The organism is Opitutus sp. sgz309028, assembly GCF_059821195.1.
This window is the reverse complement of the sequence record NZ_JCAMRR010000001.1, coordinates 639,353-653,522: the sequence shown is the minus strand read 5'-3', so window position 1 is coordinate 653,522 and position 14,170 is coordinate 639,353. Positions and strand designations below refer to the sequence as shown.

Genomic DNA, 14,170 nt, shown 5'->3' with positions numbered 1-14,170 from the left:
CAGGCAAGTGCGGCGCGGAAATGAAGGGTGTGTCAACGTCAGGACGCGGAGCGCCCCGGCGGCTCTCCGCCGGGGCGCCAATCACGCACTATCTCTTCCTGTTGTTGAATCGGGCGTCGTGTGATTGCGGCACGCGCGTCCGATCAACGGGACTCCGGCTCGGCGTTTACATCCGCCGAGGCGGAAATTCTCTGGGCTTTGGCCACGGCTTGGGCGTAACGATCGTAGTCGTCGGCCAGCGAGGCCTGCGCGGTGGCCCATTGATCCGCCGACGCGCGCTGGGCGTCGCGGAGACTGCGCTGCAGTCGCAACTCGGCGCGACGCACATCGTCGTCCGCGGCGCGGAAACGGGCGGCGCCGGTGGCATCGAAATTCCGCGCCCGCAGGCGAACCGAGTCCATCGCCCGCTGATTCGAAGCAATGTTCATCTCGATCTGCCGGGCGAACTGGTCGCGCGCGCCGGGGCTGGGCGCCGCCACTTCGCTGCGCGCGGGCACCAGCACCGGAGCGGGCGGCGCGACGCCGGCCCGGGCGGTCGCCTCGCGGAGTCGTTCGCGACGCATGCCGATCGTCTCCGGTGTCCCGACGCTGAGCGAAGTGACGCCGTTGGCGGCGCTCGCCGCGGCGGCATCGCCGTTAAGCCCGATGGTGCCGGAATTTCCGTAGATCGCCGGCGCGCGGTTAGCCGTCGCGGGCGGATTCAGATGCGCTGCGCCGATCGCCGAGGCGGGATTGCCGCCGCTGTTGAGGGCGGCCGACGCATTGGCCGCGGCATCGATGCGCGGGCGTTCGGAATCGTCGGCGCCAGCGTAAAGCGTGCCTGCCGCGCAAGCTGCACCAAGCAAGGCGGCGGGAAAAGTGAGGCGTTTGAGAGATGTTTTCATGGACGGTCCTTTCGTTGGAACGTTGAGCTCAGCGCAGACGGGGAGGTATTCCGCATCGACCGTGCCGATCCACTGCCTCGAGACGGAAGCCGCTGAATCTCCATCACTAGAAAAACGGGGTAAAAAACCGTCGGCCGGTGCTATCCCGAATCCTGCATGACGGCGTCGGCACAAAACGGGATTCCTGCATGCCCCACTTACGACCTTGCGGCCCGGGTTCAAAGTGGTGACATCCGCCGTTCAATCCTCGATGAACTCCTCACCTGTTGTTGCGTGGAACCAAGGACGTCGGGCGCCGCGGGAGGCTCGCGCATGAGTCCGAAGCCGGTGCTGGAAATTTCCGGTCTGCACATCGAGCGCGGCCACACCGTAATTTTGCGGGGCGTCGATTGGACGGTGCGGCCCGGCGAACACTGGGTGATCCTGGGGCCGAATGGTTCGGGCAAGACGTCGCTGTTGAAGGCGTTGACGGGATTTCTGTCGCCGACCTCGGGCGAATTCGCGGTGCTGGGGCAGCGTTATGGCGCCAGCGACTGGCGGGAACTGCGGCGACACGTCGGGGTGGTGACGAGTGCGTTCGCGGCGGCGATTCCGCCGGCAGAGGTGGCGCTCGAGACCGTGATGAGCGGTAAGTTCGCGCAGCTTGATTTGTGGGCTCCGGTGTCGGCCGCGGACCGGCGCGCGGCGCTGCGGCTGCTCCGCGACGTCGGCGCGGCGAAGATTGCGGAACGCGAGTGGCTCTACCTTTCGCAAGGCGAGCGGCAGCGCGTGCTGATTGCGCGGGCGTTGATGGCGCGGCCGCGGCTGCTCATCCTCGACGAGCCGTGCGCCGGCCTCGATCCGGTGGCGCGCGAACATTTTCTGAACGTCGTCCAGGGGCTGGCGGTGCGTCGCGATCGCAGCGCGCCGGCGATCGTGCTGGTGACGCACCACGTCGAGGAAATCATGCCCGCCTTCACGCATGCGCTGCTGTTGCGCAACGGCGGTGTTGTCGCGGCCGGCGAGATCGAGCGCGTGCTGGTCGGCACGAAACTGGCGGAGACGTTTGCGGCGCCGATGAAGCTGCGGCGCGTCGACGGGCGCTGGCAGCTGCGGCTGCAGCGGACGTGAATCCGCTCACCCAGCTGATCGACGCGCTCGATCTCACCGGCGTGTGGACCTACCTCGCGCTATTCCTGGCGGCATCGCTGCTGATGATCTGGCGGCTCGAGGCGCTGCTGAAGCACGGTTTGGAAGGCACCGCGCTCGGCACGCTGGTGATGCCCTATTGTTCGGGGCTCGGTAATCTCCTGTTCGTCGGCATCGTGGTGGCACGGAAGGACCCGCTGCAGGAAGTGTTGACGAACTGCCTCGTGAACAACGTCACAAACCTCACGGTGGTGCTCGGGTTGCCGGTGCTCGTCTGGGGACTCTGGCTGAAATCCGCCGCGCGGCCGGCGCGCCGGCGGAAGGCCGCGGCGCGAGGTCGCGAAAACGTGGATACGGAACAGCAGTTGAACCGGCTTTCGCTGCTGCTGACCCTTGCGGCGGTGTTGTTTTTCAGCGGCGTGACCTGGGTGCTCGGCCGGGATGGCACGCTGGATCGTGGCGACGGCCTGGTGCTGATCGCGTTGTTTCTCTTCTGGCAGTGCCTGCAGGTGTTCGACGTGATGAAGCACAACGTCCGGCAGCGGCGCTCGTTTGGGGGCGCGTTTTACTTCGATCTGCTGATCGTGCTTGTCGGCGCGTATGGGCTGTATGTGAGCATCGACTGGCTCGTGGCGTGGCTATCGGACCGGCCGGCGGGATTTATCAGTGCGGAAAACCTCGGCTGGCTGAGCGGTTGGCTGATGGTGCTGCCGAATGCGTTGCTGGCGTTTTATTACGCGGCGCGGGGGCGCGCCGACGTCGCTTACGCGTCGCAGGTCGGCGATGGCCACATTTGCATTCCGCTGTGCATCGGGCTGTGCGCGGCGCTCCAGCCCGTCGCAGTGCCGGCGTTTTTTCAAAGTGGTCTGCTGCTGCTGAGCGGCGTCGCGCTCGCGCATTTGCTGTGCGTGGCGCTGGTCGGCGGGCTGCCGCGGTGGAGCGGCTGGGGACTGATGGCGGCCTACGCGTGGTTCGTGGGTGCCGGGCTGCTCGGTTAACGCCGCGCGCGCGGCGTCGAAAAGCATCACGAGGTCAGAACGAGCGGATCGGCACGGAATTTTTCGCTGAGTTCGAAAAACGCCGCCTGCGCCTTCAGCCACTTCGCATCGGCGCGAATCTCGGCGAGCGAGCGCGTGGTGTGATTGCAGATCAGGTAGCTTTTCTCGCCGATCTTCATGCAAGCGTCGTAGGACGTGCCGGGCGCATCGGTCGCGAATTCGAAGTCGCCGGGATCGTGCGGCCGGCCGGTCGCGGCGGCGCGCAGCGGCTCGGCATCGGTCGCGAGTTGCTCGCGGAAATTCGAGCCGCGCGGCCCCGAGTAGGCGAGCACGCCGGCGGGAGCGGCGGACAGGATCGCCCATTCGTCGAAGAGCGGACGGCGATAAAGCGCATCCATGCGCGCGAAGCTGCTTTGGATGAGTTGACGGGCGGCGGCCAGGTCCATGCGTGGAGAACGAAAAGGTTTACTTCTGCGCGAAGATCTCGGCGAAGAACGTCTTCATGTTCTCCCACGAACGCCGGTCCGCGGCGGCGTTGTATCCGACGCCTTTGAGTCCAGCGGCCGCGATCTGGTCGGCGCCGGGATTGGTGAAGGCGTGCACGGCGCCCGCGTATTGGTTGAACTGATAATCGAATTTGCCGTCGTTCAGGCTCTGCAGGAACGCGTCCAGGTCGGCCTTGCTGATGAACGGGTCCACCGCGCCATGGCAGATGAGAAACTTCGCGTGGTTTTGGCGGGCGGCTTCCGCGGACGCGGGCACGAGGCTGCCGTGGAAACTGACGATGCCGACGAGCGGCGCACCGCTGTAGGCGAGGACCTGCGAGACGGCGCCGCCAAAACAATAACCGATCGCCGCCACGCGATTGCCGTCGACCACCGGCTGTTTCAGGAAGGTGTCGAGCGCCGCGCGCGCCCGCTGACTCATCAGAGGCTTGCCGTAAAACTGACCCGCGAGCTCGCCGGCTTTCTTCGGATCGGTCGTCACCACGCCGGCGCCATACATGTCGGCGACGAACGCCGCATAGCCGAGCTGCGCGATCTGTTCCGCGCGGCCTTTGACGTAGTCGTTCAAGCCCCACCACTCGGGAAAGATCACGACGCCGGGGAGTTTCTTGGCGGCGCTTTTGGCGTCGTCGTAGGCGAGATAGCCTTCGAGTTTCACGCCCTCGTGCTCATAGGCAACGGGGCGCTTGACGATTTTCGCGGACAGCCCCGAAGCGAGGGCGAGGGAAAGGCAGAAAGCGGCGAGGGTCTTCATGGCAGGCGGAACGTAGATGTGCCGCCCGGCTCGTCAAATGCGACGCGCGTCGGGTCGGGAGCTGCGACCTTCACCGCCCTGCCGAGGGCTAGAATCCGCCGGCGATGTAGCTCTTGAGCTGCTCCGCTTCCGCGCGGTGCGTGTCGGACACCCAACGGGAAATATCGCCGATCGAGATCAGCCCCACGAGCCGGTCATTCGCGAGAACGGGAAGATGCCGGCAACGCTTCTCGCTGAAGAGCAACATCACGTCGTCGACCGTGCTCTCGGGCGTGATCGTGATCAGGTTGGTCGTCATCACGTCGGCCACGCGCATCGTTTTCGGATCCAGGCCCGCGCCGACCACGCGGCGCAGGACGTCACGCTCGGTGAAAATGCCGGCCAGGCGGCCGCTTTCGAGCACGACGATCGCACCGATCCGGTGGCGGTTCATTTCGGCGACCGCTTCGGCGATCGTGACGGTTCCGGGCACGGAATGCACCACGGCACCCTTGCGTTCCAATAGCGCAGAGATGGGGGTATTCATGAGAAAGCGGGGTTGCGCCTGAGCATGGCCAGCCGCCGGCGAGCCGCAACCGCAAAGCCGGAAAACGCGGAAAATATCGGCGCCGGCGACGACCCTGAGACATCGCTTGAACGTGGGCGCTCGCACGCGATGCCCCTTGCGAGTTTGGTCGCGCCGGCTTTGTTCACCGTCATGAGCTTCGGAAAAATTCTCCTGATCGTTGTCGGCCTGCTCGTGGTGGTCGGCGTCATCATCGCGGTTTCCGTGGCCGGCGTTTTCAACCGGCTCGTCACCCTGCAACAAGGCGCCGATGCGGCGTGGGCGCAGGTGCAGAATGTCTATCAGCGGCGCGCCGACCTCGTGCCGAATCTGGTCAACACCGTCAAAGGCGCGGCGAACTTCGAGCGCACGACGCTGAACGAAGTCACCGAAGCCCGCGCGTCGGTCGGCCGCGTGCAACTGCCGCCCTCGAGCGCGCCGACGGACCCGCAGCAGTTCGCGGAATTCGAGCGTGCGCAGGGCCAGCTCGGCTCCGCGCTTTCGCGCCTGCTCGTCGTCGCGGAGCGTTATCCGGAGTTGAAGGCGACGGCGTCATTTCGCGATCTGCAGGCGCAGCTCGAAGGCACGGAGAACCGGATCGCGGTCGAGCGCGGCCGTTTCAACGAGGCGGTGCAGGCTTACAACACCGCGATCAAACGCTTCCCGGCCGTGATCTTCGCCGGCATGTTCGGCCACACGCCGCGGCCGTATTTCTCGGCCACGCCCGGTGCCGACCGGCCACCGAGCGTCGACTTCGATTTTGAGTCGAAGGTGGAGCCGAAAAAGTCGTGAGCGGGCGGGCAGGAATTCACCGCGCAGGCGGTTGGCCGACCGGCTGGCGAGTCGGGTTCGCGTGGCTGCTGCTGGTGGTCGGTGGCACGTTTGCGCGCGCGGCCGAGACGATTCCGCCGCCGCCGGAAAATCATTTCAACGACTACGCCAACGTCGTGCGCCCGGACGTGGCACGACAGCTGAACGATCAGCTCGCGCAATTCGAACGCGCGACCTCGAGCCAGATCCTCGTCGCCATCTATCCCCGGATGGAGAGCGATTCGTCGGTGGAGGATTACACCGTGCGCGTCGCGCAAAAGTGGGGCGTCGGCGGTCGGGCCAAGGACAACGGCGCGGTGCTGTTCATGTTCATGCAGAGCCATGACGTGCGGATCGTGACCGGTTACGGTCTCGAAGGCGCGCTGCCCGACGCGCTCTGCAAACGCATCATCGAGGACGAAATGATTCCGCGATTTCGCTCCGGCGATTTCACCGGCGGCATCAACGCTGGCGTGCAGGCGATGATGGCGGCGGCCCGCGGCGAATACACCGGCACGGGTCGAACGGCGCGCGAAGCCGGCGGCGAGAATCGCCGGGGACTCGGCCCGCTGGGAATCCTCGTGGTGATTCTTTTCATCGTGATCGCGAGCGCGGTGAATCGCCGCCGCGGCTCCTATTATTCGCCCCGTGGCCGGCGCGGTTTGTGGATGGGCCCCGGACCGTGGGGTGGTCGCGGCGGCGGAGGAGGTTGGGGCGGCGGAGGCGGCGGCACGTTCTCCGGCGGCGGCGGAAGTTTCGGTGGCGGTGGCGCCGGAGGAAAGTGGTGAACGCATGAGCCTGCTCGAAAAAGAACCTCACATCGATCACGACAAAGTGGTCGCCGCGATCGGCGCCGCGGAGCGGCGAACCTCGGGCGAGATCCGCGTGCTCCTCGCGCGTCAGCCGGCACCGGATCCGGTTGCGTCGGCGCGGACGCACTTCGAGCGGCTCGGCATGACCCGCACGGCGGCGCGCAATGGCGTGCTGATCTTTCTCGCGCCGCGCTCGCACACGTTCGCGGTGATCGGCGACACGGGCGTGCATCAGAAATGCGGCGAGGCGTTCTGGCGCGAGGTCGCGGCGGCGATGGAAAAACAATTTCGCGCCGGCGACTTCACCGCGGGCCTGGTGCAGGCGATCGAACGCGCCGGCGCACTGTTGGCCGCGCATTTTCCCCGCCAACCTGACGACAAGAACGAACTGCCCGACTCGATTGTGGAGGTGTAAAGCGATCAAATTGTCAGCCGCGGAATGCACAGGGTGCACAGGTTACTGACTCTGTTTTCGTCCCTCATTCCGTGCGTTCTGTGGTTCAAAAAATCCACTGGCGAGGTAGCGGCGATCGTCCCGATCACCAATCCGAGGTAGGGATGCGTGTCCCACGCGTCCTGAGTTCGGCGGGCGCCTAGCGAAAAAGCGGACGCCGAAATTTTAACCACGGAATGCACAGAATAGTGACGCTGTTTTCGCGCCTCATTCCGTGCGTTCCGTGCATTCTGTGGTCTAAGTACTCGGCGACCGCGTAGCGGCGATCGTCCCGATTACCAATCCGAGGTAGGGACGCGTGTCCCACGCGTCCTGAGTTCGGCGGGCGCCTAGCGAAAAAGCGGAAGCCGAAATTTTAACCACGGAATGCACAGAATGCACAGAACACAGACTCTGTTTTCGCCGCTCATTCCGTGCGTTCCGTGCATTCTGTGGTTTAAATACTCGGCGACCGCGTAGCGGCGATGGTCCCGATCACCAATCCGAGGTAGGGACGCGTGTCCCACGCGTCCTGAGTTTGGCGGGCGCCGGCGAAAAAGCGGAAGCCGTAATTTTAACCACGGAGTGCACAGAATGCACAGAATACTGACCGCTTTTTTCGGTCCTTCATTCCGTGCGTTCTGTGCATTCTGTGGTTTAAATACTCGGCGACCGCGTGGCGGCGATCGTCCTGATCGCCAATCCGAGGTAGGGACGCGTGTCCCGCGCGTCCTGAGTTTGGCGGGCGCCGGCGAAAAAGCGGAAGCCGAAATTTTAGCCACGGAATGCACAGAATGCACAAAATACTGACTCTGTTTTCGTCCCTCATTCCGTGCGCTCCGTGCATTACTGTGGTTTAAATACTCGGCGACCGCGTAGCGGCGATCGTCCCGATCACCAATCCGAGGTAGGGACGCGTGTCCCACGCGTCCTGAGTTCGGCGGGCGCCGGCGAAAAGCGGAAAACGGCACCGTCGCGCCTCAGCGCTGGAAGAGTCGGTCGAGCGCGTTGAGCGATTTTACCGGCGCAGCTTTTTTCTCCGGCAACGGCGCCACGACAATCGGCCGCGGCGCCGGCGGCGGTTCGACGGCGGCCGCGCCGCGCTCCTTGGCCGATCCAGCCAGCGCGCGATCGAGTTTCGCGGCGGAAACCGGTTCGGCGGTGCCGAGCTCCTGGGCGAAGAGGCTCACGCGAAACTCTTCGATCAACCAGCGCAGGCCGGTTTCTTCCGATGGCATTCGCGCCAGCGCGGCGAGATACGGTGCGAGTTGTTTTGCGCGTTCCGTATCCTTCGCGGGATTCTGGCGCCAGCGATCTGCGCGGAGCTTCATCGCGCGCAGGTAACGCGGGAAATGCGCGAGCTGCGGATACGGTATCGTCCGGATGAAATCGGGCGGGAGCAGCGTCGCGAGGTCGCGTTCAAGATTTGGATGCGGCTGCGGGTGCACGAACAGCGCCTGCCGCAGCGTCAGGATCTCGCGCAGGAGGTCCACGAGCCGCGGCACGAGTCCGCGGAAATCGGTCTTCGCTTTTTCGAGCGCTGCCGAAAAGGAGGCGGTATCGAGTTTGCCGCTCGCCTTGATCCGCGCGGGATCACAAAGCCAGCGACGGAGCGCGACAAACGCGTCGGCCTGCAACTGATCGAGCGGCGCGAGGGTGGCGATGAGCGGACCGAGTTCGCGCAAGCCGCGCAGGTCGCGTTCGAGCCAGCCGAGATCGCGGCTGAGTTCCAGCTCGAGCAGACGCGAGAGCCCGCGTCGCATCTGCTTCTGCGCGTCTTCGGGTGTTTTGAACAGCCGCAGCGCGACGCCGTCCGTTTCGACGCTGAGCGCGGGAAACGCGTGCACCGGCACGCCGGCCTGCTCGGTCACGAGCACGCGTTCCGGAATGGCGCCGAACGTCCACGTGCTCGCGGGCGGCTGCTCGTGACGCGCCCGGGCGCGCCGCCACACTTCGGGTTCGGCGCGGGCGATCGCGACGCTCGCTTCGCGTTTCTCGGCGTGGAGCGCGGCGTGGATTTCATGGAGTTCGCGGCTGGCGACGATTTCGCGACCCCGATCGTCGAGCACGCGCACGCGGACGCGCAAGTGCTCGGGCGGCGGGCTGTCGGCCCACACCGCCGGATCGACGGCGACGCGAAAGCGCTCCGCGATCTGGAAGGTCAGCGCTTCGACGAGCGTCTCGCGTCGATCGGTCAGCCGGTCGCGTTGCGCCACCTGTGCGGCGAGCGAGCGCGCCGTTTCCGCAAGCGGAATAAAGGCGCGACGCAGATCTTTCGGCAAAGCGCGCAGGTAGTGTTCGACTTTCGCCTCGAGGTGACCGGGCACGGCCCAGTCGAGTGCAGCGGGCGTGAGCGCCTCGGCTTCGCGGACGTTGACGTCGAGCGTCACGCCGTCGTCGGCCTGTCCGGGCTTGTAGGCGTAGTTGAGCGGCAGCGCGCGATTCTCGAGCGGCAACGCGACGGGAAAAGATTCCGCGTCGGGCGTCACCGCCGTCGGATCGCGCAGATCGTCCGCGCTCATCTTGAGGAAATCGGGATCGGTGGTGCGCCGGTCGCGCACGAGGTCGACCAGTTCGGCGACGGAGGAAACACCCACGGGAGTCGCGGCCGGATCCTCCGATGCCGGTCGCGCGGCGGGCGTCGCGGTCGCAGGCAGCAGGCGGTCTCCGTAAAATCGATACGCGGCTTCGTCGAGATTGAGATAACCGGCATCGCGTGTGCGTGTGAGGACGGCTTCGACGTTTTCGCGGACCTTGCGGTTGTGCGTGATGAAATCGAGCGGGAAGGTGACGGTGTCGTTCACCAGCCCTTCGCGGATGAAGATTTCGGTGGCGTGCACCGGATCGATTTTGCCGTAGCCGACGCTGCGGCTTTCGAGCTCGAGGCCGTAGAGCCGCGTGCGCTGCTTCACCATCACGCGGCCGGCGTCGACATTCCAGAACGGCTCGCTGTGCGCGACGCGCACCAGGTGCGTGCCGAGGTCGAGCGCCCAGACCGGGTCGAGCCGCGCGCAGGTGCGCGCGTAGAGCCGCGACGTCTCCATGATCTCGGCAGCGATGATCCAGCGGGGCGCTTTCGTTTTTTTGGGCGCGGAACGACCTTCGCCATCGGAGCGGCGTTTCGCGGGTTCCGCTTTCTGGAACAGCACGGAGCCGGGGAAAAGCGCGACGCGCCGATCGTGGGTCGCCTTGTAGGCGCCGGTTTCCTCGTCGAGCCGCGCGATGTTGCCGAGCAGGCCGGCGAGGATGCTGCGGTGAATCGCGCGATAGGGTGGCGTGCCGAACGCGGTGGACGCGTCGTCGATGGTTTTCAGACCGTGAAACGCGCTCGTGAGTTTGAAGTTCTCGCGCTCCTGCAACACGTCGAGCAACTGCGCGTGGATGTCGCGCCACTCGCGCATCCGCGTGTAGCTCAGAAAGTGATCGCGGCAGAAGCGACGCAGCCGGGCCTGCGAGAGGTTTTCAAACTCGTCGTGATACGTTTCCCAGATGTTGAGGAGCGTGAGAAAATCCGAATCCGGATGACGAAAGCGGCGGTGCGCGGCGTCGGCTTGCTGCTGCTTGTCCAGCGGACGCTCGCGCGGATCCTGGATCGAGAGGCCGGCGGCGATGACGAGCACTTCGCGGACCGCCTTCTCGGCGCGCGCCTGGAGAATCATGCGACCGACGGTGGGATCGACCGGCAGTCGGGCGAGTTCGCGGCCAAGGGGCGTGAGCGCGCGGCTGTAGGGCGGATTCTCCTGATCCTGGCGTGGCGCGGCGGCGGGGGCGGAAGACTCCGCCTTACCCGAGGCGTCCGACGGCGCGAGCGCGCCGAGCTCTTCGAGCAAGGCGTAGCCGGCGCGGATGGATTTCGCGGCCGGCATGTTGATGAACGGGAAACGCTCGATGTCGCCGAGGCCGAAGGCCTTCATGCGCAGGATCACGTCGGCGAGATTCGCGCGCTGGATTTCCGGCTGTGTGAATCGCGGGCGCTCGAGGTAATCTTTTTCCGAATACAGCCGGATGCAGACGCCGTCGGCGACGCGGCCGCTGCGGCCCTTGCGCTGGTCGGCACTCGACTGGGAAACGGGCTCGATGGGCAGCCGGCGCGTGCGCGCCTGCGGCGAGTAGCGGCTGATGCGGGCGAGGCCGGTGTCGACCACGAAGCGGATGCCGGGAATCGTGAGCGAAGTCTCCGCGATGTTGGTGGCGAGGATGATTTTCCGGTGCTGCGTGGGCGCGAAGACGCGCTGTTGTTCGGCGTTGGAGAGCCGGCCAAACAACGGCACGAGCTCGCTGCGCGAACGGCGGTCCTCGACGCGCGGGGTGAGCAGATCGCGGAGTTCGCGGATGTCGCGTTCGCTCGGGAGAAAAACGAGGATGTCACCGCTGGCGCTTTCGCGGACGATGCGCTCGACGGCCTCGGCGGCGCCGTCGAGGTAGTGAAGCGCCTCCGCGCGCGCCGAGGCGACGGCGGAGGCGTCGGATTTTTCCTCGTTCTGGTCGTTGTCGGTGTAATCGCGGCCGAATTCGTCGAGTGGCGCGTAGATGACCTCGACGGGAAACGTGCGCCCCTCGACCTGGACAACGGGGGCACCGTCGAACGCCTGGCTGAACGCGGCGGTGTCGATCGTGGCCGACGTGATGACGATCTTCAGTTCTGGCCGTTTATAGCGCAGCGTGCGGAGATGCCCGAGCAGGAAGTCGATGTTGAGCGAGCGCTCGTGCGCCTCGTCGATGATGATCGTGTCGTAATCGCGCAGCAGCGGATCGCCCTGCACCTCGGCGAGCAGCATGCCGTCGGTGAGGAATTTTACGACGGTGTCGCGCGTGGTTTCGTCGTTGAAGCGGATCTTGCAGCCGACCTCGCGGCCCCACGTAACGCCGAGCTCCTCGGCCACGCGGCGGGAGACGGACAGCGCGGCGACGCGGCGCGGCTGGGTGCAGGCGATGCGGCCGTGCGTGCCGCGACCGGCGGCGAGGCACATTTTGGGGATCTGCGTGGTTTTGCCGGAACCGGTCTCGCCGGCGAGGATGACGACCGGGTTGGCCTGGATGGCGGCGGTAATCTCCTCCGCCCGCGCGGAGATCGGCAGCTCGGGCGGAAACTCGAGGCGGAACGGAAAGGAATTGGCGGGTGCGGCAGCCACGAAAATTAGGTTGTCATTAACGACGAAGCGAAGAATCCAGAACGACTCTCGCGACGATACCAACTGGAATATTGCTGAACTCCCGAATGACAAAACGACCACCGCTTTTGCCCGAGGAGACGTTTCAGCGCGTGACGCGCGTGGCGAACATCGATGGCTTGAGCGTGCTGGCGGTGGCGGGCTTTCTCGCGCTGGCGGCGGCGTCGGGCCGCGATTTCCAAGGCGCGGCGGTGGGCCTGCTGGTGGCGGCCGCGGGCGCGATCGAACTGCACGGTCTCGGTCTCTTGCGCGCCGGCCATGCGCGCGGGATGAACTGGCTGATCGCGAGCCAGCCCTACCTGATGGCCGTGCTGCTGGCGTATTGCGCGTGGAGCCTGCTGTTCGCGACCGTGCCGCCGATTCCCAAGGAGATGGCGCCGCTGATCGCGGAAAATGCGCGGCAGCTGGGCCTGTCGTCGGAGGACTATCTTCGCGCCGTCGCGAAGATCGCGTATGGCACGATCGCCGTCGTGACAGTGTGTTATCAGGGCGGTTTGACGCTTTATTATCTGCAACGGAAGCCGGCGGTCACCGCCGCGGTGGAAACGGAAATCTGACATGAAAGGACGAAGTGCGATGCGGGCATGGCGCGGCGCGCTGGCCGGCGTCGTTTTTGCCTGGATGGCGGCGACCGCCAGCGCGCGGCCGTTCATCGTGCTCACCTACAACGTGGAGAACCTCTTCGACGCCGACGGCGTCGCGGCGTTCGAGGAGTATCAGCCATCTCGTTACACGCGGGCGCATCTGTTGACGAAGCTGCGCAACATCACGGACGTCGTGGCGCAGTTCGAAGGCGGACGCGGACCCGACATCATCCTGTTTCAGGAATTCGAGGCGGATCAGACGCCGTCGCGGCTCGCACCCAATTACGCGCGCATCCTGCAGCGTTACGCCAGCCTGCGGCTCGAGGAGATGCTGGGCGGGAAGTTCGACCGTGCGATCGCGGATCTGCCCGCCGAAGCCCTGCTGGCGAAAGCGTTCGCGGAGCGCGGGCTCACCGGCTACGAGATCGTCGTCGGCGAGAACGTCCAGGCTGGCGCGGGTGGCCAGCGGCGGCTCGCGCAGACGTGCGTCGTTTTCACGCGTTTTCCGATCAAGGCCGTGCGATCGCATCCCACCCGCGATGCGCGCGCGATCCTCGAGGTGCAGGTCGACGTCGATGGGGCGCGGTTGTATCTGCTCAACAATCACTGGAAATCCGGCGCGGGCGATCCGCAGACGGAGCAGACACGCGTGGAAAACGCGCGCACGCTGCGGACGCGGCTCAACGAAATCCTCGCGGCCGACCGGCAGGCCGACGTGATCGTCGCGGGCGATTTCAATTCCCACTACAACCAGAAGCAGCGTTATCCGGAGATGTCCGTGACGGGCATCAACGACGTGCTCGGCTCGCAGGGCAACGAGCTCGCGATCCGCGGCGAGCAGCGCGATCTCTACAATCTGTGGTTCGAGGTGCCGCCGGCCGAGCGCGGCAGCGACACGTTTCGCGGCGAGTGGGGCACGCTGATGCAGATGCTGGTCACGCGCGGCCTCTACGATTATCGCGGCGTCCAGTATGTGGACAACTCCTTCGGCGCGGCGAAGATGCCCGGCCTCAATCTCGACGCCAGCGGACTGCCGAAACGCTGGAGTTTCGATGGGCCGGCGGGCGCGGGGTTCTCGGATCATTTTCCCATCTACGCGAAATTCACGACCGTGCCCGACGACCGCTCGGATCGCTGGCTGCCGCTGCGCCAGGCTTCGACCGGCGAGCTGCCGCCGTTGAAGCAAAGCATCGATTATGCGCGGATTGAGCTGGAGAAAGTGGCGTTGCGCGCCGCAGAGCTGCCGACGGGCGAAAGTCTGCGGAGGCCGGAAAATCTCGGACGCATCGTGCGGGTCGAAGGGCGGGTGGCGCCGGGGAAGCGGCTGGCGGTGGAGTTTCTCGGCGAGGTTTACGACGTGTGGAGCTTCGATGCGAAACTGCGCGACACCTTGCGGGCGAATCACCGCACCGGGGAAGCGATCCGATTTTATGGCGAGCTCGGCCAGCATCGGGAACGCTGGCAGTTCGTCGTCCAGGACGAGAGTTGGGTGAAATAAGACGGGAAGCGCTCGGGCGCGCGATGTTTGCTCGCCTCGGGCGGGCGC

At 65.6% G+C, this 14,170-nt stretch carries 12 protein-coding genes; 7 read left to right on the top strand and 5 right to left on the bottom strand.

The window, feature by feature from the left end; genetic code table 11:
* Positions 1 to 143: 143 nt before the first annotated feature.
* A complete protein-coding gene (locus AC6RV7_RS02400) occupies positions 144 to 884 on the bottom strand; it encodes a hypothetical protein (protein WP_500092302.1) in 741 nt (246 codons plus the stop codon).
* 312 nt (positions 885 to 1,196) lie between these two features.
* Between AC6RV7_RS02400 and AC6RV7_RS02395 the strand changes: the two genes are divergently transcribed.
* Positions 1,197 to 1,994 carry an ABC transporter ATP-binding protein gene (locus tag AC6RV7_RS02395; RefSeq protein WP_500092301.1) on the top strand — a complete coding sequence of 266 codons (798 nt, stop codon included), beginning with the start codon at positions 1,197 to 1,199 and terminating at the stop codon, positions 1,992 to 1,994.
* Positions 1,991 to 3,010 (top strand): calcium:cation antiporter family protein, encoded by a 1,020-nt coding sequence (locus AC6RV7_RS02390; RefSeq protein ID WP_500092300.1) that lies wholly within the window; start codon positions 1,991 to 1,993, stop codon positions 3,008 to 3,010. Before AC6RV7_RS02395 ends, AC6RV7_RS02390 begins: the two co-directional genes overlap by 4 nt.
* 26 nt (positions 3,011 to 3,036) lie before the next feature.
* Here AC6RV7_RS02390 and AC6RV7_RS02385 read toward each other — a convergent pair whose 3' ends face one another.
* The 3 genes from AC6RV7_RS02385 to AC6RV7_RS02375 form a co-directional block, all read right to left on the bottom strand.
* Positions 3,037 to 3,456, bottom strand: a complete 420-nt coding sequence (locus AC6RV7_RS02385) for a hypothetical protein (RefSeq protein ID WP_500092299.1) — start codon at positions 3,454 to 3,456, stop codon at positions 3,037 to 3,039.
* 19 nt (positions 3,457 to 3,475) lie between these two features.
* Positions 3,476 to 4,270, bottom strand: coding sequence for a dienelactone hydrolase family protein (locus AC6RV7_RS02380; protein WP_500092298.1), 795 nt, complete (start codon positions 4,268 to 4,270; stop codon positions 3,476 to 3,478).
* 88 nt (positions 4,271 to 4,358) lie between these two features.
* The gene (locus tag AC6RV7_RS02375) at positions 4,359 to 4,796 is read right to left on the bottom strand and encodes a CBS domain-containing protein (RefSeq protein WP_500092297.1); all 438 of its coding nucleotides are present in this window, start codon (positions 4,794 to 4,796) and stop codon (positions 4,359 to 4,361) included.
* Between the two features lie 171 nt (positions 4,797 to 4,967).
* Here AC6RV7_RS02375 and AC6RV7_RS02370 point away from each other — a divergent pair, with 171 nt between their 5' ends.
* From AC6RV7_RS02370 to AC6RV7_RS02360, 3 genes are read left to right on the top strand one after another with little or no spacing between them, the layout of a single operon-like run.
* Complete coding sequence (locus AC6RV7_RS02370; RefSeq protein ID WP_500092296.1) at positions 4,968 to 5,606, top strand: LemA family protein; 639 nt, start codon at positions 4,968 to 4,970, stop codon at positions 5,604 to 5,606.
* The gene (locus AC6RV7_RS02365) at positions 5,603 to 6,412 is read left to right on the top strand and encodes a TPM domain-containing protein (RefSeq protein ID WP_500092295.1); all 810 of its coding nucleotides are present in this window, start codon (positions 5,603 to 5,605) and stop codon (positions 6,410 to 6,412) included. The genes AC6RV7_RS02370 and AC6RV7_RS02365 overlap by 4 nt, the downstream gene beginning before the upstream one ends.
* A 4-nt stretch (positions 6,413 to 6,416) precedes the next feature.
* The gene (locus tag AC6RV7_RS02360) at positions 6,417 to 6,851 is read left to right on the top strand and encodes a TPM domain-containing protein (RefSeq protein WP_500092294.1); all 435 of its coding nucleotides are present in this window, start codon (positions 6,417 to 6,419) and stop codon (positions 6,849 to 6,851) included.
* A 998-nt stretch (positions 6,852 to 7,849) separates the two neighbouring features.
* Here AC6RV7_RS02360 and hrpA read toward each other — a convergent pair.
* Positions 7,850 to 12,001 carry an ATP-dependent RNA helicase HrpA gene (gene hrpA, locus AC6RV7_RS02355; RefSeq protein WP_500092293.1) on the bottom strand — a complete coding sequence of 1,384 codons (4,152 nt, stop codon included), beginning with the start codon at positions 11,999 to 12,001 and terminating at the stop codon, positions 7,850 to 7,852.
* A gap of 86 nt (positions 12,002 to 12,087) precedes the next feature.
* On the opposite strand from hrpA, the gene AC6RV7_RS02350 reads away from it, so the two are divergent.
* A complete protein-coding gene (locus AC6RV7_RS02350; protein WP_500092292.1) occupies positions 12,088 to 12,597 on the top strand; it encodes a hypothetical protein in 510 nt (169 codons plus the stop codon).
* 1 nt (position 12,598) lies between these two features.
* Positions 12,599 to 14,122 carry an endonuclease/exonuclease/phosphatase family protein gene (locus AC6RV7_RS02345; RefSeq protein ID WP_500092291.1) on the top strand — a complete coding sequence of 508 codons (1,524 nt, stop codon included), beginning with the start codon at positions 12,599 to 12,601 and terminating at the stop codon, positions 14,120 to 14,122.
* The last annotated feature ends 48 nt before the right edge of the window (positions 14,123 to 14,170 follow it).

Excerpts from the sequence above, each read along its gene's own strand:
- AC6RV7_RS02395 (WP_500092301.1), top strand. The coding sequence starts at position 1,197 with ATGAGTCCGAAGCCGGTGCTGGAAATTTCCGGTCTGCACATCGAGCGC.
- AC6RV7_RS02380 (WP_500092298.1), bottom strand. The coding sequence starts at position 4,270 with ATGAAGACCCTCGCCGCTTTCTGCCTTTCCCTCGCCCTCGCTTCGGGG.
- AC6RV7_RS02385 (WP_500092299.1), bottom strand. The coding sequence starts at position 3,456 with ATGGACCTGGCCGCCGCCCGTCAACTCATCCAAAGCAGCTTCGCGCGC.
- AC6RV7_RS02350 (WP_500092292.1), top strand. The coding sequence starts at position 12,088 with ATGACAAAACGACCACCGCTTTTGCCCGAGGAGACGTTTCAGCGCGTG.
- AC6RV7_RS02375 (WP_500092297.1), bottom strand. The coding sequence starts at position 4,796 with ATGAATACCCCCATCTCTGCGCTATTGGAACGCAAGGGTGCCGTGGTG.
- AC6RV7_RS02360 (WP_500092294.1), top strand. The coding sequence starts at position 6,417 with ATGAGCCTGCTCGAAAAAGAACCTCACATCGATCACGACAAAGTGGTC.
- AC6RV7_RS02400 (WP_500092302.1), bottom strand. The coding sequence starts at position 884 with ATGAAAACATCTCTCAAACGCCTCACTTTTCCCGCCGCCTTGCTTGGT.
- AC6RV7_RS02345 (WP_500092291.1), top strand. The coding sequence starts at position 12,599 with ATGAAAGGACGAAGTGCGATGCGGGCATGGCGCGGCGCGCTGGCCGGC.
- AC6RV7_RS02370 (WP_500092296.1), top strand. The coding sequence starts at position 4,968 with ATGAGCTTCGGAAAAATTCTCCTGATCGTTGTCGGCCTGCTCGTGGTG.